Origin of the sequence: Exiguobacterium sp. S22-S28, from assembly GCF_043359615.1 — a bacterium.
In the GTDB taxonomy this organism is placed as follows: Bacteria; Bacillota; Bacilli; order Exiguobacteriales; family Exiguobacteriaceae; genus Exiguobacterium_A.
This window is the reverse complement of record NZ_JBHFFC010000012.1, coordinates 1-26,535: the sequence shown is the minus strand read 5'-3', so window position 1 is coordinate 26,535 and position 26,535 is coordinate 1. Positions and strand designations below refer to the sequence as shown.

20 protein-coding genes are annotated in these 26,535 nt (G+C 45.0%); 14 read left to right on the top strand and 6 right to left on the bottom strand.

The window, feature by feature from the left end; all coding sequences use genetic code 11:
* Window positions 1–31 precede the first annotated feature (31 nt).
* From ACHA8N_RS03065 to ACHA8N_RS03055, 3 genes are all read right to left on the bottom strand, one after another.
* A complete protein-coding gene (locus tag ACHA8N_RS03065; protein ID WP_393964666.1) occupies window positions 32–1,714 on the bottom strand; it encodes a hypothetical protein in 1,683 nt (560 codons plus the stop codon).
* A gap of 6 nt (window positions 1,715–1,720) precedes the next feature.
* Window positions 1,721–3,763 (bottom strand): hypothetical protein, encoded by a 2,043-nt coding sequence (locus tag ACHA8N_RS03060; protein ID WP_393964665.1) that lies wholly within the window; start codon window positions 3,761–3,763, stop codon window positions 1,721–1,723.
* A gap of 67 nt (window positions 3,764–3,830) precedes the next feature.
* Entirely contained in the window at window positions 3,831–6,131 is a 2,301-nt protein-coding gene (locus ACHA8N_RS03055) for an AAA family ATPase (RefSeq protein ID WP_393964664.1), read from the bottom strand.
* Between the two features lie 973 nt (window positions 6,132–7,104).
* Between ACHA8N_RS03055 and ACHA8N_RS03050 the strand changes: the two genes are divergently transcribed.
* From ACHA8N_RS03050 to ACHA8N_RS03045, 3 genes are all read left to right on the top strand, one after another.
* Window positions 7,105–7,356, top strand: coding sequence for an HTH domain-containing protein (locus tag ACHA8N_RS03050; protein WP_393964663.1), 252 nt, complete (start codon window positions 7,105–7,107; stop codon window positions 7,354–7,356).
* A gap of 20 nt (window positions 7,357–7,376) precedes the next feature.
* A complete protein-coding gene (locus tag ACHA8N_RS17560) occupies window positions 7,377–7,508 on the top strand; it encodes a WCX domain-containing protein (protein ID WP_483867440.1) in 132 nt (43 codons plus the stop codon).
* 291 nt (window positions 7,509–7,799) lie between these two features.
* The gene (locus ACHA8N_RS03045; protein WP_393964662.1) at window positions 7,800–7,925 is read left to right on the top strand and encodes a hypothetical protein; all 126 of its coding nucleotides are present in this window, start codon (window positions 7,800–7,802) and stop codon (window positions 7,923–7,925) included.
* A gap of 174 nt (window positions 7,926–8,099) precedes the next feature.
* On the opposite strand, the gene ACHA8N_RS03040 is transcribed toward ACHA8N_RS03045, so the two are convergent.
* Both ACHA8N_RS03040 and ACHA8N_RS03035 read right to left on the bottom strand, forming a co-directional pair.
* Window positions 8,100–8,366, bottom strand: a complete 267-nt coding sequence (locus tag ACHA8N_RS03040; RefSeq protein WP_393964661.1) for a hypothetical protein — start codon at window positions 8,364–8,366, stop codon at window positions 8,100–8,102.
* Window positions 8,367–8,378: 12 nt separating this feature from the next.
* Window positions 8,379–9,908 carry a PDDEXK family nuclease gene (locus tag ACHA8N_RS03035; RefSeq protein ID WP_393964660.1) on the bottom strand — a complete coding sequence of 510 codons (1,530 nt, stop codon included), beginning with the start codon at window positions 9,906–9,908 and terminating at the stop codon, window positions 8,379–8,381.
* 215 nt (window positions 9,909–10,123) lie between these two features.
* Between ACHA8N_RS03035 and ACHA8N_RS03030 the strand changes: the two genes are divergently transcribed.
* From ACHA8N_RS03030 to ACHA8N_RS02980, 11 genes are all read left to right on the top strand, one after another.
* The gene (locus ACHA8N_RS03030; RefSeq protein WP_393964659.1) at window positions 10,124–10,540 is read left to right on the top strand and encodes a hypothetical protein; all 417 of its coding nucleotides are present in this window, start codon (window positions 10,124–10,126) and stop codon (window positions 10,538–10,540) included.
* A gap of 527 nt (window positions 10,541–11,067) precedes the next feature.
* Complete coding sequence (locus tag ACHA8N_RS03025) at window positions 11,068–13,059, top strand: hypothetical protein (RefSeq protein WP_393964658.1); 1,992 nt, start codon at window positions 11,068–11,070, stop codon at window positions 13,057–13,059.
* A 1,640-nt stretch (window positions 13,060–14,699) separates the two neighbouring features.
* Window positions 14,700–16,136 carry a hypothetical protein gene (locus tag ACHA8N_RS03020; RefSeq protein ID WP_393964657.1) on the top strand — a complete coding sequence of 479 codons (1,437 nt, stop codon included), beginning with the start codon at window positions 14,700–14,702 and terminating at the stop codon, window positions 16,134–16,136.
* A 273-nt stretch (window positions 16,137–16,409) separates the two neighbouring features.
* Window positions 16,410–16,676 carry a hypothetical protein gene (locus ACHA8N_RS03015; protein WP_393964656.1) on the top strand — a complete coding sequence of 89 codons (267 nt, stop codon included), beginning with the start codon at window positions 16,410–16,412 and terminating at the stop codon, window positions 16,674–16,676.
* Between the two features lie 289 nt (window positions 16,677–16,965).
* Window positions 16,966–18,042 (top strand): hypothetical protein, encoded by a 1,077-nt coding sequence (locus ACHA8N_RS03010; protein WP_393964655.1) that lies wholly within the window; start codon window positions 16,966–16,968, stop codon window positions 18,040–18,042.
* Window positions 18,043–18,706: 664 nt separating this feature from the next.
* Window positions 18,707–19,486, top strand: a complete 780-nt coding sequence (locus ACHA8N_RS03005; RefSeq protein ID WP_393964654.1) for a ParA family protein — start codon at window positions 18,707–18,709, stop codon at window positions 19,484–19,486.
* Window positions 19,483–20,172 (top strand): ribbon-helix-helix protein, CopG family, encoded by a 690-nt coding sequence (locus tag ACHA8N_RS03000; protein WP_393964653.1) that lies wholly within the window; start codon window positions 19,483–19,485, stop codon window positions 20,170–20,172. The genes ACHA8N_RS03005 and ACHA8N_RS03000 overlap by 4 nt, the downstream gene beginning before the upstream one ends.
* Window positions 20,172–20,948 (top strand): ParA family protein, encoded by a 777-nt coding sequence (locus ACHA8N_RS02995; protein WP_393964652.1) that lies wholly within the window; start codon window positions 20,172–20,174, stop codon window positions 20,946–20,948. Before ACHA8N_RS03000 ends, ACHA8N_RS02995 begins: the two co-directional genes overlap by 1 nt.
* Window positions 20,945–21,736: a hypothetical protein gene (locus ACHA8N_RS02990; protein ID WP_393964651.1), complete on the top strand. Its 792-nt coding sequence runs from the start codon at window positions 20,945–20,947 to the stop codon at window positions 21,734–21,736. The genes ACHA8N_RS02995 and ACHA8N_RS02990 overlap by 4 nt, the downstream gene beginning before the upstream one ends.
* Before the next feature lie 198 nt (window positions 21,737–21,934).
* The gene (locus ACHA8N_RS02985) at window positions 21,935–23,149 is read left to right on the top strand and encodes a hypothetical protein (protein WP_393964650.1); all 1,215 of its coding nucleotides are present in this window, start codon (window positions 21,935–21,937) and stop codon (window positions 23,147–23,149) included.
* On the top strand, window positions 23,133–25,703 hold the full coding sequence (locus tag ACHA8N_RS02980) for an SNF2-related protein (RefSeq protein WP_393964649.1): 2,571 nt from the start codon (window positions 23,133–23,135) through the stop codon (window positions 25,701–25,703). The genes ACHA8N_RS02985 and ACHA8N_RS02980 overlap by 17 nt, the downstream gene beginning before the upstream one ends.
* A 183-nt stretch (window positions 25,704–25,886) precedes the next feature.
* Here the strand turns inward: ACHA8N_RS02980 and ACHA8N_RS02975 are convergent, their stop codons facing one another.
* Window positions 25,887–26,462 carry a hypothetical protein gene (locus ACHA8N_RS02975; RefSeq protein ID WP_393964648.1) on the bottom strand — a complete coding sequence of 192 codons (576 nt, stop codon included), beginning with the start codon at window positions 26,460–26,462 and terminating at the stop codon, window positions 25,887–25,889.
* Between the last annotated feature and the right edge of the window lie 73 nt (window positions 26,463–26,535).

Sequence of the window (26,535 nt, the reverse complement as noted above, 5' to 3'; positions counted from 1 at the left end):
GATATAATCCTCCTTCATTTCAAATTTTTCTTTAGAAGTCCCCTCCTAATTTAGTGTCTATTTCAAGTTTTAATTCTTGCACTAAAAATCTATCGTAACCCTGTCCGAGTTGATTCAATAAATTATTAATTTTTTTACTATCCCGAAATTTGAAGACATCATTAATTTTTTCCTCTACAAAATTCCCCGTTCTTTTATCATTCAGGAAGAGCTTTGAGCTTATTACACTCCTGTCAGCACCAAACGTTGAAAAATCAATATTGTTTCCTATAAAATTATTATCAATTTGCTCGAACTTATATACTTGACTCTGTATTGCATCCGTGAGCATCAACGTCGAATGCGTAGCAATCATATAATCATGGTGTTTTATGGGCTGGAGTGTTCCATTGAAATCAGAAAAAATATTTATATTGTACACGAAATCTTCAATCCATGCTTCGTTTAAAAATACATCTGGCTCGTCAAAAATGACTAAGAAGTTATCTTCAAATCCACTTTGAATTAGAATTATTATCCCCATTTTACACAACCAGTACCATTCCCCATCGCTAAATATCTTGTGCGTCAAAAGATCTGAGTCTTTATCTCCCACCTTAATATATGCTGTAGAACTCTCAATTATAGCTAACCTTTCAGCAATCATAAGAGTAGTAAGTATAGATAATGAGTTTATTTCGTTATCGTTTAATTCATTTTGAAGGGTCTTTAATTTTTTCTTATCGAAATAGTATGTATAATCTGCACCACTATGAATAATATCTGGTTGGCCAATTTTTAATAGCTTATAAAATAATGAAAGGAATTTTTGAGGGAGTTCGCCAATGTCAGCATTCTCATTAATATTTTTTTCAAATTTTTTAAGCTTAGATTTTTTTATTTTAAGTGAAAATCCTATCTCTTCGAAAAAATTTAAATCTTTTTTTAGTTTTTTTATATTTTCATCGAATTTATCTTTAATTTTATTTATTTCTTCTTCTATCTTTTTTCTTAATTTTTCATCCTCTTCTGTAGTTTCAGATTGTTCAGACTCTTTATGTATTTCATCAGATAAATTAAGTTTTATGGATTTTAAATCTGGCAAAAAAAACATTAAACTAATAAATATGTAGATCAAGGAATCAGAATTAAAGTTTAATATTTTTGGATTAAACAATAAGTCTTCATATAAACTTTTATTTAGTTTAGATTCTGTACTTTCATTTCCTTTCAAATCAAAGATCTTCTCGCTAATATTTCGCGTTGGTAAGTATATCAAAAGCTTTTCAAAGTTACTATGAGGTCCAGACGAAATAGAAATTATTCTTTTGGGATGTAATTCAGTTTTTGAATAAAAAGACTCTTCTTGCACTTCAAAAATACTACTTTTTTTGTTATAAATAGAAAATTCAATCTCACTTTTATCCAAATTATCTAACTTAACAATTTGATTCTCATCCTCATTATGAATTTTATAGACTAATTGAAATGAAAAACCTATATCTTGATTTAGCAATAACCTTGAGAAAATTATTGTTAAAATTTCTAAATACGATGATTTTCCAGATCCATTTTCCCCAATTAAAAAAGCAATATTTATATTTTCGGACCCAAGAAGACCTCTATTATTCTCATTTTTTGATTTTACATATTCTAAATCATTAAAATTAATTTCAAATTCATTTAATTTTTTATATTTTCCTAATTTAAGACTTAATATTTCCAAAATAATCACCAAATTTCAAAATTTTATTTTTAAAGACCATTTTTTTAATTCAGAGGTATAAAAATAATTATTATCATTATTATCATCATTATCATCATTATTATTATTTTTTATTTGTGAGAATTTAAGAATACCTAAAGAATTCAACAACTCTAAAGTACTTTCGTAAAAGAAATAATTTTTTTCGTTGGTTATTTTTTTGAAAGTATTAAATTCTTCAATTAACTCATTAGTACTAAAGTATTCTCCATTTTTTTTATTGGTTAAAATGTAATTTAACAATTCTTTTTGATTGTTAGAAAGGCTTTCAACTATTTCAGAATTTTCAATCTTTTTTTTATTATTTAATTTTCCTAAAACTCTTAATCTAATTCTATTATTTTTTATTACTGTTTTTTTAATAGCATAATTTTCTCGATAATGATTAAAAAAAGATTCAAAATTGTCCTTATTCTCAATATATCCTTCCTTAAGTAAGTGATCAGAAAATAAGTTATAATTTATTAATTCATAATCATTATCAACCTTCGAATAATTGAAATTATCATTATTTTTATTTTTTTTCCCAATCATTAATACTATTTTGTCATTATCTTCTGATCCCCCCAGAAAAATGTCCGACGCAACAATTGAGGATGCCACTTGCTTAAATTTGTATATAAAACTTCTTGTATAGTCTTCATCATCTTCACTCTTTATAAAATCATTTAATGATAAAAGTGAAATTATTATGCTATCATTATCGATTTTTTGAATGTTTTGTAGTAATTTTTCGATAGATTCTTCTCTAGAGTATGGAATGGTATTCATTATTAAAAAATAGTTATCTTCTATATCTATATTTATTTTGGGTTCTTTCTTTGAACTAATGAACTTAGCTTCATTTAATTGAATTTTATCTATACTTAATTTATTTGCAACTAACCTTATGATAGTAGTCCTGATTGCTGTGTAGGAAAAATCATCAACCTTAAACATGATTATTTTATCATCTAATTTTGCTATGTTAGATGTTATCCCACTATCATAAGATAGTGGGGTATTGACCGAAAACTTAGCTCCATCATTAATTACATTTAAAATTGTTGATAAGTGCCAAGAAACCCCTCCTGAAACTTTTTTTTGTGATTTCACAAAACTATCGATGTAACGATTTATAAACCAATCTAATGTTAAGTTATCGAATAACTCTTTTTGACTTTCTACATAAACAAATTCTGAAATTATTTTTTTAATATCATCGATAATATTAATGATTTTTAAATATTCAGGCTCTATCTTTTCAAAATATACACCGTATAATTCAAAAATACCTTTTTGAGCTTTAAAAATTTGCGCAACTTCCATGTGAATATTTTTTATCTTTTTCTTAGAAATTTCCCTATCCGATTCTTTTTTTATTTTTTTTATTTCATTAAATTTTTCTTCAATAACATTAACTTTTTCTTGATCAAATACAGCACTTTTAACCAACTTTTTTTCATGAGTAATTAATGCAATAAACCAAAGCGTGTTTATATAATCTAAAACTTCATCTTCTTTTTTATAATAATTAACCCTTGCAGAAGATTTTATAATATTTATTTTATTATCCATTCTATCAATGAATGAAGTTACAAAATATTTATTTATTACTGTTTTATAACTACTAACAGTAGAAGATGTTTTAAATTCTTCTTCAATATTATAAACTTGCTGATCCAATAATTTTTTAATTCCTCTATAATAATTTCCCATGTTCTCATCTATATTCTCATCTAATAATATTGAAGTCTTTGCGCTCCCTTTTTTACGATTTTCAGGTAAAATATATGATTCAAACTTTATATCTAAATGAAATTTATATTTATCTTCAGTCCAAACACTTGGTGATTCATAAAACTGTTCGCTTTCGATAATGGCTTTAGCAGCAAGTTCTTCTCCAACTACAAAATAAATTATATCGTTCTTTTTCCAACTTTGATCAATACGAAATCGCTTTGAAGATCCCCATCTTAAGTATCTTATACATGTTATTAGTTGATGCTCATCTAATTTTATTAAATTGTGGTTACTCAAAAATATATCTCCTTTACTTTATAGCTTGAAAACTTATTTTTCGTTATCAAGTATTAACTTATAATTTCTATTTCCAATATGTTTCGAAATGTTCCAATGCATCATTTGCTACAAATAGTTCTCTGAACATGCTTATTAAACTATCTTTATCTTTACCAATCATCTCAATTGAATAATCATCAATGGAATGAGAATTAACATCAAACAACTTTTTATGTTCTTCATAATTTTTATAGAACTTCATAAGATTTTTCTTATTGAATTTTATATATGTTTCTATTATTCGTCTCATGGAGTTTAACATTGAGTTCACTAAATTATGCAAATATAAGTCTTTTAATTCGAGCCATAGAAATTCATAATGTGTACTAAAATCTTTTTTGAAAGAATCGATATGGTTAAATACTCCATTTTCTAATCTGTAAAATTTATTTTTATCGTATTTTGAAATCTCAACTTCTTTTCCGTCAATTATTTTTTTCTCTACTCTATGTCCGTGTGGTTGAACATTTAAGTAAAAATGAGCATTATGCGTTAAACAAATAAAATAATCTTTAACAGAATTAAATTTTTCGGGGTACTGACTGTTATATATTTTTTGTATTTCAGTAATTATTAAATATTGCATATTATCATCATTGGAATTCATAGGATCGTCAAACACTACTACTTTTTTCTTGTTATTTTTTTTCTCTACATCACTTAAGCTTTCAATAAAATATAAAAATGCAATGATATTTTTTTCTCCAGTAGACAATTTATCGATGGCTCTAATAGCACCTTGATTTTTTATTTGATAATGCTCAATATTGTTGCTATCTTTTACTAAAGCTAACTCCAAGTTTTGTTTACCAGATTTTTTTAATTTGCTATTAATTATTTCAACTAATTTAAGTGTATTTTTTGTATTTTTTAAAATTTCATTTTTACTATTAATTTTTTTCTCTATTTCATTTTCTAAGTATAAAATTGTGTTTTCTTTTATATTTTTTTTAGTACCTATAATGTCTATTACTTTTTTATCAATTTTATTTTTAATACATTCTGAATCTTTTTCATACTTTATCAATTCATGATGCTCTATTGTATATCCTCGCCAACCATTCATATAATCTTTTTCTTGTAAGAGTTTAAGTGCAACATAATGTAATCTCAATTTCTCTTTAGTCTTCTCTTTTGTGAAAATTACATTATCTGTAAAGTGGTTATGTTTTTTAATAGTACTTTTTATATTATTACTTATAGTTTCAAAATCTGATGGAATAACTGTATTTAATTTTTGTACGGACTTAAATGTATCATTCGATTTTTCAACTAAGCTATTTTTTATTGTATTTAGTAAATTAATGTATTCTTTCTTTTTCATTTCAATTTCATTATTAATTCCGTGCACCTCATCATGTAAAAAATTGTAATAGTCTTCTTTTTTTATTGTTTCAATTTCTTCTACCTGTATATATAATTCATCCACCTCTTTAAGCATTTTATCTAATCGTACCTCGATTTCTTTTATATCTGATAAAGATACGAAAATTTCTAATTCCTGAATTCTTTCTTTTGTTACCTCGCCTCCACAAAACGAGCAGTATTCTCCAGCTTTATGAATTGTTAAACCATTTTTAGCAAATGTCATTCGATTTGGATCACTTTTTAGTTCTTTCATTAAATTTACTTCTTTAATTTTATTTTCTAGAATTTCATTTACATTCAAAATTAATTTATTAAAATCTATATTTTTAGGATTAAACTTCATTTTTAGATTAGACTTAACAATTTCCATCAAAATTTGTTTACTCGCACTTACTTCAGAATCGCTTAAAATTTTACTATTCTTAATATCTTTCGCGAATGAGTTTTTCATATAACTTAGCTTAACTATTTGTGGGCTATCTAATGACCTAATCTCTCTAGCTTTATCAGTATAAAAAGTATCTACCTTATTTTTTTGAGTTTCGTGTTCTCTAAGCAAATTTTCATATTGCACATATAATGGGTTTTTTTGAATTCCTTCTTCAATATATAGTTGTTTCCACAATAAAGATTTCACTTCATTTTGAAGTACATTTTTTTGAGTTTCATATTCTAATAGTTTTTCTTCGATTTCATCTAATTCGTCTTTGGATTTAATATTTTCCTTTCCTAAAACTACAGCATTTAATTTTTCATCTACTATTAGATTATTAAATCCTGTGAAAATTCGAACATCATATTTGTCTATTAACTGACTCATTATCATTTTTCTGAGTGTAGATTTACCAGCACCATTTTTACCGAAAATAAAGTTTTTGTTACTTATTTCTAAGAATTGACCATCTGCAATATTAAAAACATTATATTCTTGCTTAGATAAATCTAACTTAATAGTCATTAATAAGGCTCCTTTAATAAAATCATTACTCTTGTATATTTTTTAATTTCCCGTTAATAATCGATTAATCTTTATTAGTCGTTAAGTCTTTTCTGTAGTCATCCATAATTTCAGCGCATGATCGGTACTACTACGTGATGAGGAATATTTTATTGATAAGTACTAATCATGCGATACTTTCTCATTTCTTCAACAATTTTTATAAAACTGATTATAGATTCAGTATCCCAATAGATTTGCATCAGCGTCTTGTTCAGCAGATAGTCAATAAGACACAAACAATGGTACAGCTATCTTTGGCTAGATCGGATTAGAATGCTTCTACTTATTTCACATTTAGGAACGAACAACTCGCTTACAAGGTTGTTTCCCTCGAGTAACTCCTTCGATATTTAAAACAAACTTCTCCGATGAAAATTTTGCGTTCGGAATGTCAACAAGGCTAATAATGACAACTTGAAACGATGATGTATGTGGTTTTCCTCCAGTAGCTTTTCGATTGATTTCATAAAGTAGTATCAATTTACATCAACGCCTTTGGTAATACCTTTTAAGTAAGTTTAATTGAATAATAAGTAGCGTTATATTTATTCATTAACTTATTATACCAAAAAATTTCTACCTATTATTCTTTTTATTGGTAATTATTTTTAGTTTCAATCACTTCTTTCAACTTCCAGTTATTCTAAATAACATACTCTGAACCCTTACCTAACGATGCAAAAACTATTTTCCTTCTTTGATGATTCTTTGACTCTTGAACGCCAAATATTTGGTATTACGTTTTAAATCATCTGTCACTTCTGCTCTATCAAAAAGTATACGCCGGCGTATACTTTTTATGTTTTGTAGTACAAAAAAGTTCCTCAGTCATTAAAAGTAAGAAGGAATCATCTATACACAAAAGAAGCGATACATAAAAACTAACAACTACCACTATCTCTAACTTAAAGGAGAATACATTGAAACTCGAATGTTTACTAGCCATCATCATTTTCAAGCTAATTCATCGTCCCATCATTTCTGTTCGCAACTAGCTGAAGAACTAAATGTCTCCCAGAGGGCGATACATTGCGACATCGAGACGATTAGTGCAGCAGGCATTACGGTGACTTCCTATCACGGTACGAATGGTGGTTTCGGCATTATCAAAGACTATAAATGGGGTAAGACCATCCCGTATGCATCTTCCATGGTTAGAAAGAAGACGAGAGCTTCACGATAGAACTACTCCTATGTGGCCCGTTGAATGCGGAATGGTTGATCTCAATCCTAATCGGGTTCGGGTCAGGTGTCGTAATCATTAGTCCCCTCCACTTGCAGAACGCTTTAAGAAACGAAGCGAAAAAAATCATAAATCTTTATCAGGATGTATGACGATTAGCTGTCATATATCCTTTTTTTATAATATAAATCATAAGACGGTACATAAATTTGAACCGAGGAGAGATTGGAATGGGCGCAGGAAGAACGATGTACGATTATCACGGATGTTCGATGTAGACATTGCTAGATCATTTTTCATCTTTACCGGCGGATGCTCTGAACAAGGAAGTGAAGAGTTCTTATCCTAACGTCGCTAACACGGTGAGTCATATCCATGTGGTGGACAAGATGTGACTGAATGTCCTAGGAGGAACAGAGTTGCAGGAGGTGTTACTAGAGTCGATGGGACAGCTCGCGGTCATAGAGACATTCACCGTCGCAGAGTTCAAGAAGGCGTTCAGGAAGTTGGTAGCTGCTTATCGTTCCCTAATCAAGGCACATCCTGACCTCGACCAGACAAATGGATAAAGCCTCGATCATCATGAATTATTCCTTGTTCAAGTATGTAGACATGGAGAAAGAGGATGGATGAGGTCCACAATACCTTTCGTCCCGAGTAGATGATACTGGAGTGACAGAAAAAAAGTATGCGCCGGCGCATACTTTTTTCGTATACATACTAGTCCTGAGAATCTCATGACTTCATTCTTCGATGCCGAACTTGTCCGCATGGATTCCTTCGGGAGCGAATCGGATGGTATGGGATCCTTCTTCCTCGTCCTCGGCTTCAAATGTCCATTCATTGGAGACATCAACGAAATCAAATTCCAATCGATGTCCGAAGTGCGAAGCAAGTCTCTCGACGACATATTCCGTCATCTCATAGACGGACTCTCCGATTGCTTCAATCTTCCCACGCTCGAATTCATTCCCATCATTCGACAGAATATAATGCATCATTTGTTTCATGACCAATCCCCCTTATTCATAGATGCTATCCAGATACGCATCGTGACTGCTGTAGACCTTCTCGAATTCTTTAGAATAGTGATGGTTACTGCGATTCACCATGGTAATCAAATCATCCTCTGTCATGAAGATGGCCAATAGCGATGATGCTCTCGATTGAAGTTCCTCCATCGACAAGATGTCGTCCTCCCCCATCAACCATTCTATGAACGAATCCGGATGTGGCTTCTTAAGTGTCTTGATGAACACTTTCGCCTTCCCGATGCGCAGACTCTTGAGCACGCCGACACGTAGAAGAATGCTCTCATAGAACAGGTCCTCGAATCCGATTTCTTCGAGTGGATGAGTGAATCCGTCATTCCGCAACGAGACGAGCGTGAAGAATTCTCCTTCGGTTACATACGATTCTACCGATTCCCTGTAATCAGAGATGTCCTTCTCCGAGACGCCTGCGCGTGAGAGACAGCGGTCGGTGATGTAGAAACCTTTGTCGAGGAGGATAAGCCTCGCATGACGCTCCAGGTTCTTCAACATTCGTCCAGCCATGTCCGTGCGGAGGACCCGGTGCTGCTCGGTACGGACATAGTCGTCCGAGAAGATGAGCTGTTCGAGGTACGCCGTCGAGCTCGGATGGCTTAGTCGGATTGCGAGCTGATCATCGACACGATAACCTAGCAGCTCCGCATCGGCTGCCGTCAGTCGTCGTTTGTCATACGACGGTATCGTACGACGGATGATGTCGATGAACTCATCGATGGGATAGCCGTCCTCGTTCAGGTCGGACTGGATCCTTACAGCCTGACTTGCTTCCAAGTTCGTACGACTCTCCCCTTTCTTCGTCCGGATGATTGTCTCCCGTCCATGGATGTCCTTGACCAACTCCGTGATGTAGCTGGCATTGAACCAATATCCTTGCTTCGAAATCGTACGACCATCCGGTAGCGAGCACAGGTCCGCGGCGTTCGATGCCTTGATCTTTGCATGAAGAATCTTGTTATCATGCTGCTTCGGGAGGTTGTTCTTCATAATTACCCTGCTCGTCTGCTGGACTTGCGTGATGACGATGCCTTCCTCTGTCGTCTCCTTCACTTGTCTCCAGAACTGCTTGACGGGTCCTTGCAGTTCATCCTCCGACATCGACCACAACTTGTCCCCGATGAAGATCGTGCGTCCTTGCTTGTCCGTGCGGAACATCAATAGGACGAACAACGTCTCCTTGAATCGACGATATACCTGGCTCTCCTCCCAAGACTTCTCGATCCATTCCAGGAAGTCGATGGTATCGAGGGGCTTCAGCTCTATTGGTCGCCCCTTTTCGTTCAGGTTGATTGTACGGATGGAGAGCTCTAGTTTTCCGGATTCCTCTCGGAGACGTTCGACTTCATCCTTCACCGACTCCACCATGCGGTTCGCCACGTTCGTCAGGCGTGCCTTGCTCTTGTTGAGGTCCGGGTTCAGTCCGTATGCTCTCGATATCTCCTCCAGGTCCACCCCTACGATTCCGCGGAACAGCAGGTCGTTCTTGTTCTTGTTCTGGTTCATTCCTGATGACATCCTTTCATCGATGGAGGGTATACGCCTTCCATGCTTTCTCATACATCCATTATATGACTTTATATGAGAAAAGTAACGATTGAGACTAGAAAATCCTGTCATCCGTATTCGAATGCTCTGGTCGTCCTCTCGTCCACGAACTATAATCGATGTATGGAAGATATCGTCTCTCAATGCTTCTTTTGATGAGGAGGAGGTTGAACATGAACACCATAGGATATCCCGAAGGATGGAGTGAGTACGAACTGTTCGGATTGATGCATCGTGAGATGGAGTCGTTGGGCATCGGCGGCTACACGGCACTCCGTTCTCTGTGTGAGATCGGCGTCAGGCTCGATGACGTGTTGGACCCCGTCATACTGAGCCACATCCCGTTGTCCCCTGAGAAATCCAGGGTCCTCTTCCGGATGGTCGACGACCTCGGTGCAGAGACGTATCACGAGCTGTTCCGGCGGACGATTCTCTATCATCTGACGATATCCCGGGAGCCCCCCGTCCCATATGCCTCGGTCGAGTCACTGCTACTGAGACGAGGATTCATGCTCGTCGATTTCTCTTCGATGTCATTCCTCGAGTTCCGCGAACGGACACGTGGGGAAGAATCCTCTACCGGAACATAATCGGTGCCATCGAGGAGCTCGGACTGTTCGAAGAGAATCGAACGTTCCTGACGGATGGTGTACGGGAAGGTCTTCGTGTCCTCCCCTTCCCAGGCGAAGGAGGGGAGGATGTACCCCTCTCCAGTCAGGGTTCGTCGTAATCGGATGGTTTGTTTCTCATCTATGGCTGGTGCCTTGCTAATTTGTCTAACGTGTACAGGAAACTCCCGTCGATAGATGTCCTCTACCATTCCTGCTATATAGTTCGCGTTAATCCAAAGACCGTGTCTCGAGATGGTATCGCCGTTCGGGAGCGAGTCTAGCACGGCCGAGTTGCCTCTCCTTGCCTTGAGATGGAGTACCAGTCCAGCATCTTGCTTCGGGAATGCGTCCTTGATTCCCTCATTCGTGAGTTTCTTGACTCGTCTCCAGAACCACTTTTTTTCAGACGATGGATGAAATCATCTGGATGATACCTATGTAAAGGAATTATAATCAAGGTACATGCTAACGTGTTTTTCGCTCTGTCTTCTAGAAGGAGGGTTCATATGGTCACAGATGGACACGTCACGGATTGGAACGATTATGAGCTATTAGGATTGATGCATGGCGAGATGGCCGCTCTCGGACAGGGTGGATACACGACACTCCGGTCGCTCTGTGAGATCGGCGTACGTCTCGACGACGTCCTCGATCCCGTAGTGCGGGAGTACATCCCGATATCCCCCGAGAAGTCGAAGGTTCTCTACCAGATGGTCGATAAGCTAGGAGCGGATGCCTGTCGTGAATTATGTCGTCAGGCGAATCTCTATCACCTGACGATATCGCAGGAGCATCCCGTCCCCTACTCCACCATCGAATCCCTACTCCTCAAACGAGGATTCGTGCTCATCGATTTCTTCTCGATGTCGTTCCTCGAGTTCCGCGAACGGACGAAGGGGGAAGGAAGCTCCAACCTCTATCGGAACATCCTCGGTGCCATCGAGGAGCTACGCTTGTTCGACGATGACCGGACGACCTCAGGGGAAGACGAAAAAATGATGTTGAAAGTCGTCCCCTATCCTGGTGATGAACATCCTGATGCCTTCTTCCCCCTCGACTCCGTGCTCCCATGGCGTGATCCAGATGGCGTCCTTCGCTCGCATCTTGACGGAGGGGATCGCCTCGGACACACGTCATTGGACGACGTCCTCACGATCATCCGACGACTACCCAACGAACGCATCCTCGAGAACCATCTGTATGCCAGAATGTTCCGGACGTTCCAACTGAGTCGGACGTTGTTCCGTGAGGTCTTTGCTTCATCCGACCGCGTCCATCGTTACCTCGACCTTCTTCATGAACGCGGTACGGAAGAGGCGACGTCGAAAACGTTCGTCGACATGCTAGGTACGAAGGAACGATCCCGCTTCCTACGTTTACGGAATGCCTATGTCTGTCCATCTACCCACGAGGTACGTCACTACGACCTCGAGAACATCCTTCTGACGATGACCGAAGGCCTCCATCTCCCCTTGCAAGAGGATGTTGTCATGAGGGATGCGAAACGCATGTCGAGTAGCGTCAATCCACACGGACATATCGAAATGCTAGACATCACCAAAAGCCGTATGAAGGAGGTCGCACGAAAATCTCGTGAGCTGATCCATACGGGAGGATATGTGCGCCGCCTGAAGGTACCCTATGAAGCGACGTCGTTCTCCCTCCTCCTGCGAGACAAGGTGCATGACGTGGTGGGCATCTTCACGCCACGTATCCTTTATGAGCGCTTGTCTCCCGAGATTCGGAATCTCGACGTCATCTCCCCTGCGGAACTAAGACACATCCTGGCACGGAAGCATCGAGAGAGCGGAGTGCGGGTGTTGTCACGGGATGAGATTGCGGTGAACGTGTCGTCCAGACGCGACTTCATCCTGGATCAGGTGACGAGATACAGTGACTTCATCCCGCTGCATGCCCTCGCCGAAGAGATTACTCCTTCTAGCGGCCATTCCAGTACACATTGGGAGAGACATGTTCGCTTCGTATTGGAGGATGAGGAGGAATACGTCGAGGTCGAGCCGGATACCTATCTCCATGAGTCACGTCTGTTCGACTCCGGGATTTCTCGGTCAGAACTCATGAAGTTCGTCCCTTGGCTCCTCGAGAGGTTGCCGGAAGAGGAGTTCATCAGTTCGGCGATGGCCGCACGATTGGGACGAGGTCATCCTGTATACGACTTCGGGTTCGACTCTACCTTCTTCGAGGACCTGATGCATAGGAGTCCCCTCCTGCGCATCCTGAACCTCCCCGGTGGGACGGTGTATTATCGGAATCGCAGTCGTGTCCGGCATTCCGTCGAGGGTTTTCTTTCTTCCCATATCAAAGACGGGGAAGACATCGATGACTATCTCCGTCGGCTCGAGGAGCGATATGGCTTCCGACCCATCGAGGATCAAATCCTTCGTGTCCTGCGCAAGACCGACGTCTATGTATCAGAGGAGCTGGGACGACTCTTTTCCGACAAGGAATCCTTCCTCGGATACGTCTATGGACGATGACACCTCCATCAAAAAAAGTATGCGCCGGCGCATACTTTTTTTGATGGGTTGAACCATGATGAAAATCAAGGTACTACACTACATCTGAACCTCGCATGTAATCGATCATGACGAGGTCATTCGCCTGTACTTACGATTTACGACCATGGCCATCCCCCCATATGAACGGTCATCTCCGTAGGTCAGGTCTCTCTGACTTCTATCAGAAGTCCTTCGAAAAAGTATGCGCCGGCACATACTTCACCTAAGCTAGATTCGCGGTCTAGACAGATGATTTCTTGGACGCCTGATTTCAGCCTGTCTTCCGACCCTTCATCCCCCATCCTCTTCCACGGGGGATGGTCACACTCTTCCTTAGCGCATAACGTTCGCCGGTAAAATCAGTGAATGGACATCAATCGGCCTTCTGAAAGCAAGGATGGGCTCATGTATGGTCGTCAGCATCGAAAAGACTGGTTGATTCTTCATTCTCGACAGCCTTCCCTCCTTGGGTTTGGACGTCTAGATTCAGTCCGTGACGCAGCATGAAATGCCTCATATCACATGTAGACTAGCCTCCTATCCGACGAATCAGGACGAACCTCGTCAGATAGGATTCAAGGCATTAGGCCTATATAATCGGATGATCATACTCATCGCAGGACATATCCGGCCTCTTCCCCTTCGCATTCTCCTCTATTATAATAGTCGACCACACTCTACCTCTTAGACGAAGAAAATCTACGGACCAACATGCTCCAGTCCTTTCATCGATTCACCACGGATAGGAGGAATCCATCGTGGAAGCTCACTCTCGTCGAGAACGGCATCCAAACTTTGACTTATTCTTATCATCGCCACATGGACTCTGTAAAACTACAGGGCTTGTTTCACGTGAAACATGTCTACGATCGATTCACATGTCAACCTTTTGTCGGCTTATTCATGAATGCCTCACCCATTATTCGAGTTGTCGTCGTACGACTCGATTAATTCATGTGCCATGATTGATTGTAAATGCCCTCTCCAGGTCCTTCTTAGAGATATCAAGCATGCAGTAGGAAATCCCATCCGATGCCTTAGAAGTATATAAGTGAATTGTTTCTGACGACGTGTGAGTCATCACTTTCCCTCTTGCTGGAATGGTTCATTTGAACAGAATAAGGTAGTTGAAATAATAAAAGTATGCGCCGGCGCATACTTTTCCAGGACATCGACCGCTTGGATACATACGATCGTATGTAGATGCCCTCTTAGCAAGAACGATTTACAATGACCTCGTCAATGTGAGTTGATGGAAGTCTTCCGGCCCCCTACCTGGCATCCGGAACCATACGATGCATGACCGTAATCCATCACGTCCGTAGCAGACGAACCATCCCTCCCTACGGGCACTCGATACAAGATACCAGGCAATGATAGTGAGGGCATATACGGACATCAAAAAGGCGATTGATGAAGTCCACCCGACACGACATCCATCTTCATGACGACGATGTCGAGACGCCCTACATCCCTCCTGGACCCATCAATCATTCGTCCGATATGAAATGCTCTTCATCCCCGGAAAGTATGCGCCGGCGCGTACTCCTCATCTGATTTCCCCACACATACTTTGACATGATATGCTATATGCATCGAAAAAAAGGGGGCGATGCACCATGGACTCTACATCATCCGTCCAACATAGACAGATCGTCGTCTCGCAGGCGGCCAAGACGCTTCTCGAGAACGACGTCACCGAACAACTCGCCTCGACCGACATCGTCGACGTCGAGGCGTACGTCGACCAACTATATAAGGAGTACTATGAGTTCCAGAACGAGGAGGACGTCTACACGAAGCTCCGCTACTACTCTTTCACGAAGCTGAAGCGGCGATGGGTCCGCGCAGCCACCCGGAACTACCTCGAGAACAAGGGACCACTGAAGGAGCTACGGGGACTCCACAAGATGTACCTCGAGTTCTGGGAGATCGCCGGGAAGGAAGGGTTCCAACGCAAGTTCTCGTCCGACAGCATCGACTCGCTCATGCAGGACCACATACGTGAACTGGAGGAATGGGCGGAGAACCATAACCTTCTCATCCATACGTATCCCCACTGGGGGCAGAAGACGAAGAACCAACGCACGAGCACGATGCGGACCGACATCCTGATGGTCATCGGGGAGGTCGCGAAGGGATTGAAACATGTACAGCCCAAGGCCCATGTCGCGACATCGACGGCAATCACGGTCCCATTCTTCGGCATCGCCGATCGTCTGAAGAACTCGACCGAGAAGTTCAACCAAGGCGACGGGATGACGAATGACCTGTCCTTGGACCTCCATGACTACTCCGCCCTCATCCCGAAGTATAAGCAGGGGGTGCCGAACAACCTGTCCGTCCTCGTCAGCAACGAGTTCTTGGCTGAGCTCGACGGCAAGGTACCGGACCTCGATGCACGGGACTTCGAGGCGTTCAACGAGATCCTGTCCTATCGGGACCTCACGTTCCAGACGAGCCGGAAAATCGTGTTCCCGATTTCGAAGCTCGTCAAGAAGATATACGGCAACGACAGTGGGAATAGCTATAAGCTGACGACACAGCGCTTGGTCAAGCTCGGCTATTATCGGATCGCCCTGAGGAACGAGGAAGGGGACCTCACCATCTTCGGTCTCTTCTCCTCCGTCAAGATCAGCAATTCCTCCTCCGTCCAGCTCCGCGATACACAGGTCACCGTGACCGTCTCGGAGGAGGTCTATGATGATTTGCTGAAACAACAGATCATCAGCATCTACGGGGAGCAGATTGAGCGACTGAAGGGGACGTTCGCCTACCATCTCTCCTTCGTCCTGCAGAAGGAGCGTCTCAACTCCTTCCAGCTCAAGGAGTCGACACCGGCGAAGCGGCATTGGCGTCAGTTCACCCACTCGATCCGGTTCAACAAGAGCCGGAAGGCGGACAACCTGAAGGAACTCGAGACGAACCTCGATCGCATAAAGGACCTCGACTTCATCATCCAGGACTGGCATCGGTCAGGGGACTACTATTTCTTATACTTCCATCCATTGGAACGATGGGAGCTCGACGACAAGAGCAACGTCCTTCTTCTCTGAACGAGAAGAGAAGGATCAGACCGGATGGACCTCAGGGTCCGTCCGGTCTTCGTCGTCTTAGGGGATAGCCATGGAGAGACTCTCGACGTCCCCCCCATACGGTAGACCGCAGAGGATGACACCCACCACAAAAAAAGAACACCAGTTCTTATAATGAACCACTCTTCTCTTCGAGGCCCCTCAGGGATGGGATAGGGATCAAGAACTACGGCTGTCGAAAAATGTCGTAAAACGACCAATTTTTAAATTTTGGTCGGGTAGGAAGTCCTCTGGATGACGATTTCACCCACATTCATGTCGATTCTGGTCGTTTCAGACCGTACCGGAACGACACTTTTCTACTTTTGGTCGCTTTGGACCGTACCGAAACGACACTTTCATCATATTGGTCGTCTTCGACCGTACCGGAATGACATTTTTGCTCTTTTTGCGCTTTTTGAAAAAAAAATTTCGCGGATTTTTCTATCACTTTGGTCGCCGGATACCGTACCGGAACGACACTTTTTAGTGAAATGGTCGTCATGTACCGTACCGGAATGACGTTTTCATCGTTTTGGTCGTCATGTACCGTACCGGAACGACATCCTGCGCAGGAAAAGTCATGAAAATACTAGGCGAAAGAGGTCATGAATGGCGACATGACGGCATTCTGGAGATTTTGGTCGTTTTCGACCGTACCGAAATGACATCATTTTCCCGTCTGAAAACGGCTTCATACCAACGTTCATAGCGTTTTGGTCGTCGATGACCGTACCGGAGACGCACTTTGACAGTCCCACTTCCGGACACGATACTGAATGTAATAGTCAAGAGTAGGGGAGGTGTAGACATGTCTTTGAATCAGGTGAACCGGCACGTATTGATCGCGAACAAGTTGTTGATCGCCATGAGCGGTCTGACGCGTTGGACGAAACGGCAGGATGGCTTCATGTATGAACAGCATCATTATAATATCCCAGGTCCGTTCCTCGCGTTGAAGTGGACGAAGTCCCGGATCCGGCATCTCATCACGCTCCTGTCGCATTGCGACGACGAGGGCCTGATTCCGCTCGTCGAGAGCGAGGCCTTGGCGGGGTTCTCCCGTACATCCGTCCGCTCCCTGCATGACAACCTTCGTCTGTTCGAGGAGGTCGGCCTCATCCGTTACGTCGTACATTTCTCAGGCGTCGTCTCGATCGAGCTCGTCGACTATCTCGAGAACTATCGTGATCTGTTCGAGGATTCCGGCACCTACCGCTCGAAGACCGGCTATACGTCCGTCTGGTGCGGCATGGTCCGGCACCTGATGGAGATCGACCATGTCAACATCCTACGCGTGGCCTTACGCGCCCTCGTCCAGGTGGAACGGGACGTCCATGTCCAGTCCCAGGAACAGGCGACCCTCACGTACGACGAGGTGAGAGGATTCTTGCCGCGCTACTGTGGCCATCGTCTTGCCGTGAAAGGGATGCTCGACCAGCTCTCGCGTGTCTTCAGCGTGCGTCTCGTCGAGGACACGAAGGATTTCCTCACGGCCGTCAAGGGCAGCCTCTCCCTCCAGAAGCGGATACATACCGTCACCCGTCCCCTGATGTTCCACGTGAAGCTCGAGGAACAGGTGGACAGCAAGCGGATCAAGGAGGCGGAGCGGGCGGACACGCTCATCGGTTGGTTCGACCTCCGCGAAGTCGCTCGCGACTTCGTCGACTTCGAACGACTCGAGGTCCCCGCCGCGTCCCTACAATCGCTCAGTGACACATATGGGTTCTCTGCTTGTGGCGAGGTCCTGCGCTCGATCCGCAACGACTTCCTACGGTTCGGGGAAGGCCTCCAGGAGACGGACGTGTACCGTCCATTCTTCGAGTCGCCCGTCCTCTACCTCAACGACCGTATGAGACGACTCACTCAAAAATCGGCCATCGCATGATGGTCTCTTTGTCGTGCCGTTTTTTGAAAATTTCTTTGAAAACAGGTGTCTTGCTGTGTGATCCGACTCTTACGATGAATAAAACTACCATGATAAGACCTTTCTTGACCAACAGATCAGCAGTATTCAATGTGTCATACTATTCAGGAAAAAAAACAAATTCTCATCACAATAAAAAAGACGATTTTAGAAGATAAACAGCATCCTAAGAATGAAAACGCCTTTTTTCGATTCAAAAAAAGATTAGATCAGAACTTCTGCAAATAGGGAGGACTTTAAATCTGATCTCTTGAAGGACGCAACCTGCTGGTACCAAAGGCTTCATGATTGATTCACGTTTTCCAATTCTCTTTAATTCTCTTTTAATCCCTTCAATCTCTTAGAATGTATTGAATGATGATAATATGGTCTACCCCTCTATCATAGTATCGATGAATCTACGGTACGTTGACGTCCAGTGCCCTCTCCGGAGAAGGCGAATCACCTCATGAGGGATACCATCGATGAATCTTATTAGAAGAGTGTATACATTTCGACGTCGAAATGTATACACAGATTATTTATTGTTTACAAACAAATTCGGTTTAAAATACTGGTCTGATGATGAAAATTGTTGTCTTCAACATATTCCTATGTGATGATAAGAGGAGAAAGGGGAGAGAAGATGAACATTCTGACGTTCTACATATCAAAAGGAGGTTCGGGGAAGACGACCTGCTCGTTGAACATGGGGCATGCACTCGGTGAACTCGGCCTTCGTACGTTACTCGTCGACCTTGATCCGCAAGGCTCCCTGAGCAAGCTGATGCTCAAGGAATCGGACACCATCCAATACATGACACTCTACGACGTCCATGCGAGAGGACTCGCCATCGAGGAAATCCTGTTCGACGACGAGAAGCATAACGTCAGTCTCCTCCCCTCCAACGAACGGAACGCCCGGCTCATCAATCTGATATCGGAGCAGGACAAGCTCTTCCTATTGAAGGACATGCTGGCCCCGCTAGCCGAAGAGTTCGATTGGATCATCCTCGACTCCGTACCCTCGATCAACGAGCTTTCGAAGGTCGTCCTGTCCTGTGCGGACCATGTCGTGGTACCCTTCATGCCGAAGAAGTTGGTCTATGACCAGCTCGGCAGCACCATCCGGACAATCCGACAGGTGAAGAAGTTCTACAACGCCTCGCTCGAACTGACCGGAATCATGCCGGTCGCGATCGATGCCGGCCTCCGGGGTGACCGCGAGTATGCCGAGGCGATGCGCACGCTCGCGGAGTCGGAGGGGCTCGACGTCCTACCGTCCGTCCGTCGTGCAGCGTTCATCGAGAAGGCAGCGGACAACGGAAAGAGCGTCCTCCAGTACAAGTCGAAGGAAGGAATCGAACTCGCACTCCCGTTCAGGGAACTCGCGAGACGCATGGCAGAGGGAGGTATCCGAGGATGAAGGCACGTAACAGACAAATCCACAAGGTCAAGCCACAGGAACAGCACCCCTACCGGAGTGGGTTGACGGACATCGGGTCCGTCGTCCAGAAGCTCCCGGTCTCGCGTGACCTCGAGAACCTGGCCCTCGAAATCCAGGAGCTCGCGAAGGTGCAGACCATCTCGGTCTTCGAGATCGGCAAACGCCTCTCGATCGCGAAGTCGGAGATGCATGACAACCAAGAATGGCGGAGCTTCCTCGAGGTCGTCAGCATGTCGAACTCCCTGGCCTCCCGCTACGTCAAGGCGTACGATACCTTACAGCCGCTCGAGGAATCGCTCGGCAGCCTGCCAGCCTCGAAGATATTCGAGCTGATGTACGTCGAGGACCCCGAGGACGTCGTACTGAACGGACTTCCCGTGACGGATGGCCGGAAGCCAATCGAACAGGCGACCGTCCGTGAGATCCGGGCGAACCGATCCACCGCGTCCGGCGTGAAGGTCAGTGCCTTCCGACAGAAGGATGCGACGTCGACCGTCGTATCGGCACGCGTCCCGTCCGAGACATCCGAAAAGATACAAAGAATCGCGAACGCACGCGGGCTCAGCATCAGTGAGCTGCTCTCACAGATGATCGAGGAGACACTCGTGCGTGAAATCATAGAAGACAGGCCAGAAGCAGATACCATGGAAGGGGACGAAGACTGATGAAGAAGATTGCATTGTACAACCGGAAGGGCGGGGTAGGGAAGTCGACTACGACGATCAACCTCGCGCATGCCTATGCGAGGGACGGCCTACGGGTTCTCGTCATCGATGCGGACGACCAGGCCTCGACATCCAACGGACTCGGGCTGACGGAGGACTACCCCGGGAAAGTCTTGCTCGACTGCCTACTCGAGGAGATTGATCCATTCTATTCACCGATCGAGCAAGTCATCGTCAACTGTGAATACGAGACCGGGACCATCCATCTCATACCGACGCGCCGATCGGCCTCACCGACAGGATTGACGAGCCAGATGGGCTACGAGTACCGACTCAGCGAGGAGTTGGCACGCGTCGAGGAACTATTCGACGTCTGTCTCATCGACTGCCCTGGTTCGACGTCCGCCCTGAACCCGTACGCCCGGTGCGCGCTGGTCGCCCAGGACCTCATCGTCATGCCGGTACAGATGCAGAAGTTCTCGATGGACGCCGTCTATACGGCCCCGGAGGAGCTCGAGGAGATGAAGCGGTATAAGGAGGACATCCATATCGCGGCATTCGTCCCGACGATGGTCGGTTCACGTTCGAGGGGGGACCTGACGACGGTCGAGGAACTCATCGACCTCGGACGCGAGGTCGGCATCCCTGTGCTGACGACGATTCCCTACATGGTCAAGGTCCAGTCCCTCCAGCGTGAGTCACGTCCGGTCATCGATCACAAGGGGCCTGCGACGGACGCCTACCTCAAGCTCGCAGAGGAGGTGCTCGCGTTATGAGTCGTAAAAAGAAGACCCCGACGTTCTCTAGCTTCCAGGCGAACGGGACGCTCCCGGAGGCGGCAGCACCGAAACCTGACGCACGGGAAGGGAAAATCGATGCCGTGAAGAAGTTCTCTGCCACGGCGACGGTCGCGAATCCCTACCAGTCCTTGTCGGCGACCGCGCTCTCGCGTGTCGTGTCGAAGAACCTTCCGGAGAACATGGACGGATTGGTGCAGTACTACAACCATATCGATGCCATCCATGCGACGAGCTTCGTCGAGAAGTGCCGTGTCCTCGCCCATGCTCATGACCTGTTCCGCGACGAGGAGACGCGTGCAGAGTTCCGGCACGAGGAGGGCGGATGGCTCGAGTTCCTGAGGAAAATCGGCATGTCGCAGTCCCAGGTCAGCCGGTTCGTCTCGTTCTGGAACGTCTTCGGCGAGGAACTGCTCACGCAGGCGATCGCGGAGGACCTCACGTCCTCGAAACTCGCGGAGCTGCTGTCCTGGCCCGAGGATCCACGTGCCGTCATGCTCGAGGGACGTACATATCCTATCGGTGACGATGAGAAGACCGTCTATGAGATGACGCGGGAGGAGCTCCGCGAGGTCAAGCGGATGCTCAACGAACGCAAGGACGAGCGCGTCATCGACCAGCCGGCGTCGCGACGTGCCGTCAAGATACAGATCGACTTCGGTGACGCGGATGATCCGTTGTTGAAAAACCTGAGAAGTCGAGCGCAAGAGGAAGGGACGAGACCAGAGGACATCATCCGTCTCGCGCTAGAACAATATCTTCGCTAAAGCGAGCATTTGAAGCAGGCATCCGGTCATCGGATGCCTGTGCTTGTCTGAAACCAGAAAACGGATAATGAAATTTTGACTATGATCGGTCGTTATCTGAAACAGATTGTCTTTATTTTCTATATTTGTGTAAAATTTAAATATGAAGATACGACGTCAGGAGACGTCTGACATAATTTTTGGGAGGAATCACACGACATGAACTTCGAGAACACGATCGACCTACAACAAGAGATCAAGAAAAGTATCTCCTTGACCGATGGCACACGCAAACTGACGATCAAAGGAAAGACGCAGAGCTATCCGGTCTATCAGATTCCGCTCGAGCTCCTTCTCTACAACCGCCAGAACGGACGCATCATCAGCTCGATGAACCGTTATGAGTCGGAAGGGAAGGACATCCAGACCCTCTCGAAGGAGGAATACAACGACCTCGTCGAACAATTCATCGTCGAGTCCAATAGTTCTGCCCTCGACAAGACGAAGAAGAACATCGACCTCTTCGGGCAACGACTACCAGGTGTCGTCCTCAACGACGGTACGGTCGTCGACGGGAACCGTCGCTTCACGTGCCTGCGCCAACTGAAACGTGAAGGGAAGACCTCGTTCTTCGAGGCCGTCATCCTCGATCCATCGGAGGGGCTCTCCGCGATCGACATCAAGCGACTCGAGCTCAACCTACAGCACGGCGAAGAGCGTCCGGTCGACTATAACGCCATCGACAACCTGGTCGAGGTCTACAACGACATCGAGCAGAACAAATACTTCACGGTGAAGGAATATGCCTCGAACACGAACAAGAGCGAGGCGGACGTCAAGAAGATGCTCAAGAAGGCGAACCTCATGGTCGACTACCTGAAGTTCATCAACGCCGAGGGAAAATATTACGTGGCTCGCGACATGGAACTCGATGGTCCGCTCCAGGAGATCATGCTCATCCTGAACAAGGAGAAGGACGAGGAAGAATATGAACGGGTCAAGAACGCGCTGTTCACGGCGATGACCCTCTCGAAGGACGGCGACCTGACGCGATACGTCCGGCGGATCGGCAAGGAAATCATCCAAGCGGGCAACCGGGAACAGTTCCTGGATGAATACGATGACATCGTCGAGGACGTCTATGACGCGTACCAGGAAGAGGTGAGCGTGACGGTGAACACGGTCAGAAAGGTGAACGAGAACCTCACGAAGGTACGCGAGGAGGCCGGTTCGATCGTCAGCAAACGCGTGGACGAGACGGTATTGACGCGCGTCAAGATGAAGCCGATCGATTCGCTGAATACGGTCATCCGGACGCTCGACAACGTCGATGCGGATCAGATCGCCCGGATGGATGCCATGTCGAAGAAGGAGTTCTCCCGTCTCGTCGAGCAAATCAGGAAGGAACTAGAGGCCTATGAGTCAAGACTCTGACTTCCGTGACCTGATGCTCCGGCCTTCCTATTACACGTCGGAGCATCAGATCGGTAAAGACTTCTATACGCCGGTCCTCGGGCGTTCCGTCTCCTACGACCGTGTCAGTGGATACTTCAGCTCGAAGGCACTGGCTTCCTACGGCCAGGGCGTCAAGGGATTGGTCCGGAACGGCGGACGGATGCGCCTCATCGTCTCGGAGGAGCTGAGCGAAGAGGACGTCCAGCTGATACGACAAGGGTATGCCCTACGCGAGCAGACCGTCGACAACCTGCTCGAGCGCCTCGACGAACGTCTCGGTGACGAGGAGATGATGGACTACTGTAATCTCGCCCATCTGATCGCGAACGGCGTCGTCGACATCCGCATCGGATTCAAGTCGTCCGGATTGTTCCATTCGAAGTTCGGCCTCGTCGAGGACACGACGGGGAACGTCATCTACTTCACGGGCTCGAACAATGAGACGAGCGCCGCCATCCAGAACAACTTCGAGTCCTTCGACATCACGACGACGTGGCTCTCCTCCTCCTTCGACGTCGAGAAGATCCATCGTGCACGTCGGGAATTCGACTTGCTCTGGGCGGACCGGATGCGGGAGGAGAACATCTACGTCAAGCGCATCGAGGAACTCATCATCAAGAAGATACTGACATACGACAAGGGGACGATCATATTGGACAAGGAGATGCTGCAGGAGGACGCGATGATCCTCACGGTGGACGATGGGCGATTCGTGATATACGACAACGTGACGCCAGGTAAGATGAAGGCGAACGAGCTGACCATCGTCACGAAGCTGAAGCCCTATTATGCGGAAGCGGGATATCCTCACTTCCGCGAGGACTTGACGTACGTCGAAATCCGGAAAATCATCGAACTCTTCGAGAAGCTTGGCCGACGCCGGGACTTCGACGTCGTGGTGACGCGTGCGCTGGAACAACACCTCGAGCGACAGACCTACCTCATCGAGGAACGCTCGAGCTATGCGATGTTGCTGAAGACGCAGGATGACCGCATCGAGGACAAGTACGCAAGCTTCGCATCCATCGTCGATCGTGAGCTACATCGTGAGCTCCGTGACAAACAGATGCAGTCCGCCTTCTACATGGCGGAGATGCACCGTGCTGCCAACTTTTCCGTACCAGGTGCCGGTAAGACCTCCATGGTATACGGGGCGTTCGCCTATCTCTCCTCACCGGAGATCGATCGAGTGAATAAAATCATCATGATCGGACCGAAGAATACCTTCCTCGCCTGGAAGGACGAATACGTGGAGAACTTCGGGACGAAGCGAGCGCTCCGGTTGCTCAACATCCATGATACGGACGAACCCATCCGACAACTGCGTCTCGGGGGAGACTCGTTCGACCTCATCCTCGTCAACTATGAGTCCCTCGGGCGGTTCGAGGGCGTGCTCAGTGATGTCATCGATGATCGGACGATGCTCGTGTTCGACGAGGTCCATAAGATCAAGGGCATGAAGAGCAAGCGTGCCCAGATCGCGAAGCGTCTCTCGACACTGACGTCCTACAAGTATGTCCTGACCGGGACCCCGATCCCGAACACCTATGAGGACGTCTATAACTTCCTCAACATCCTCTATGCCGAGGACTACAAGAGCTTCTTCAACTTCAAGCCGAGCGAGCTGAAGAATCCCTCCTCGACACGGATCGAGGAAATCAATGCGAAGCTGTTGCCGTTCTTCTGGCGGACGACGAAGTATGAACTACAGGTACCGCCGGCAGAACCGGACATCCACTATCACGTGGAGGCGGATGATGCCGAACAGGCAATCATCGACCTCGTACATCGTAAGTACATGGGGAATCCGTTCAGTATGTATGTCCGTCTGCTCCAGGCATCGACCTGTCCCGAGCTACTATTGCGAGCCCTCGACTTCGAGGAGATGTATGGCGAGGAGGAGGCGAACGGGATGACATGGACCGGACAGGAGGATGCTCCCCCGATCGTACTCGATCGGTCGGAGATCGAGCTGTTACGCCGCGTGCCGACGACACGGAAGTTCCACACTACGGTGGACCTGGTCTCCTCCCTCCATCAGGAAGGAAAAACTGCGGTCGTCTGGTGCATGTTCGTCCATACAATCGACAAGTTCCGGGCAGAGTTGCTCGCACGCGGCATCAAAACCGAGGCCATCTATGGCAGCACCCCACTCGAGGAGCGGGAGCGCATCATCAAGTCGTTCCAGGCGGGCGAGGTCGACGTCATCGTCACGAATCCGCATACCCTCGCCGAGTCGGTGTCCCTCCATCATGTCTGCCATGACGCAGTCTACCTGGAGTATTCGTTCAACCTGACGCATATGCTACAGTCACGGGACCGCATCCATCGTCTCGGCCTGCCGCAAGGACAGTATACGCGCTATCACTATATGATGATGCATGGACAGCCGGAGGCACACGGGATGGTAGACGAGAAAATCTATGACCGTCTCAAGCTGAAGGAGCTACGCATGCTCGACGCAATCGAGAATGGTGAGCTCCGTCCTGATCCGACCGTCGACTACGACGAAATCGTCTCGCTATTCGACTAAAGCATTAAGTTAGCGGGATATTTATTAGAATGCTTGGCTACCTGAAATATGGGTAAAATGAAAGGAAGTGTGAGTTCGTTACGAATCACACTTCCTATTTCATAGAAGCAAGTTGGAAAGAAAAAAATTTTAAAAGTAACCATTTTTGGCATCAACGTATATGTAGTGATGTTATAAGATGATTTATTCTTTTAATAAAGGATAGGGTTTGCCGTTAGGAAATTTCAAATCAAAAACTTCATGGAATGCTTTTTTATACCAAACTAGATTTGAACCAAGTTTATGATTTGAATTTATTCTTTCTTTATTTGTTGTTGAACACTTTAATTTTTTTCTATGTTCATAGAAAGCACAGATTTCATCAATTTTTGGAAAAGAATTTAATAAATCAAACTCATAAAATATGAAATACATAGGATTCTCGGGTGAAATCCGTTGAACATCTTTGAACAACTCTTTATTTAAGTAGGTATCACCGTATTTGTGAGTTCCATGCCAGCCCCGTGTGAATCGGTTTACGACACCAGATTTGCTTGAAACTTCGCCAATCTTAGAAAATCCGCAACCATCTTCTAGATCCTTGAATCTGTAAAAATAAATACCTATTGAACGATTTAGTTTGTGTTCTTTTAATGCCTTTGTTATGGGATTTTCATCTCTTTCTAGGATTTCATTTGGGTCAGTTATTAAATAAACAAATACTTTATATTCTTTTTCAGTTCGTGAACAATCAGCTTTATAAGTGTGGCAACAATCCATTTGATTTGCTCCTTAAATTGATTTTAGATAAATTATGACACAAAAAATAAATAACTAATTAAAAGATAGAGGG

Excerpts from the sequence above, each read along its gene's own strand:
- ACHA8N_RS03055 (WP_393964664.1), bottom strand. The coding sequence starts at position 6,131 with ATGACTATTAAGTTAGATTTATCTAAGCAAGAATATAATGTTTTTAAT.
- ACHA8N_RS03050 (WP_393964663.1), top strand. The coding sequence starts at position 7,105 with ATGTTTACTAGCCATCATCATTTTCAAGCTAATTCATCGTCCCATCAT.
- ACHA8N_RS03045 (WP_393964662.1), top strand. The coding sequence starts at position 7,800 with ATGGGACAGCTCGCGGTCATAGAGACATTCACCGTCGCAGAGTTCAAG.
- ACHA8N_RS03040 (WP_393964661.1), bottom strand. The coding sequence starts at position 8,366 with ATGAAACAAATGATGCATTATATTCTGTCGAATGATGGGAATGAATTC.
- ACHA8N_RS03035 (WP_393964660.1), bottom strand. The coding sequence starts at position 9,908 with ATGAACCAGAACAAGAACAAGAACGACCTGCTGTTCCGCGGAATCGTA.
- ACHA8N_RS03030 (WP_393964659.1), top strand. The coding sequence starts at position 10,124 with ATGAACACCATAGGATATCCCGAAGGATGGAGTGAGTACGAACTGTTC.
- ACHA8N_RS03025 (WP_393964658.1), top strand. The coding sequence starts at position 11,068 with ATGGTCACAGATGGACACGTCACGGATTGGAACGATTATGAGCTATTA.
- ACHA8N_RS03020 (WP_393964657.1), top strand. The coding sequence starts at position 14,700 with ATGGACTCTACATCATCCGTCCAACATAGACAGATCGTCGTCTCGCAG.
- ACHA8N_RS03015 (WP_393964656.1), top strand. The coding sequence starts at position 16,410 with ATGACGATTTCACCCACATTCATGTCGATTCTGGTCGTTTCAGACCGT.
- ACHA8N_RS03010 (WP_393964655.1), top strand. The coding sequence starts at position 16,966 with ATGTCTTTGAATCAGGTGAACCGGCACGTATTGATCGCGAACAAGTTG.
- ACHA8N_RS03005 (WP_393964654.1), top strand. The coding sequence starts at position 18,707 with ATGAACATTCTGACGTTCTACATATCAAAAGGAGGTTCGGGGAAGACG.
- ACHA8N_RS03000 (WP_393964653.1), top strand. The coding sequence starts at position 19,483 with ATGAAGGCACGTAACAGACAAATCCACAAGGTCAAGCCACAGGAACAG.
- ACHA8N_RS02995 (WP_393964652.1), top strand. The coding sequence starts at position 20,172 with ATGAAGAAGATTGCATTGTACAACCGGAAGGGCGGGGTAGGGAAGTCG.
- ACHA8N_RS02990 (WP_393964651.1), top strand. The coding sequence starts at position 20,945 with ATGAGTCGTAAAAAGAAGACCCCGACGTTCTCTAGCTTCCAGGCGAAC.
- ACHA8N_RS02985 (WP_393964650.1), top strand. The coding sequence starts at position 21,935 with ATGAACTTCGAGAACACGATCGACCTACAACAAGAGATCAAGAAAAGT.
- ACHA8N_RS02980 (WP_393964649.1), top strand. The coding sequence starts at position 23,133 with ATGAGTCAAGACTCTGACTTCCGTGACCTGATGCTCCGGCCTTCCTAT.
- ACHA8N_RS02975 (WP_393964648.1), bottom strand. The coding sequence starts at position 26,462 with ATGGATTGTTGCCACACTTATAAAGCTGATTGTTCACGAACTGAAAAA.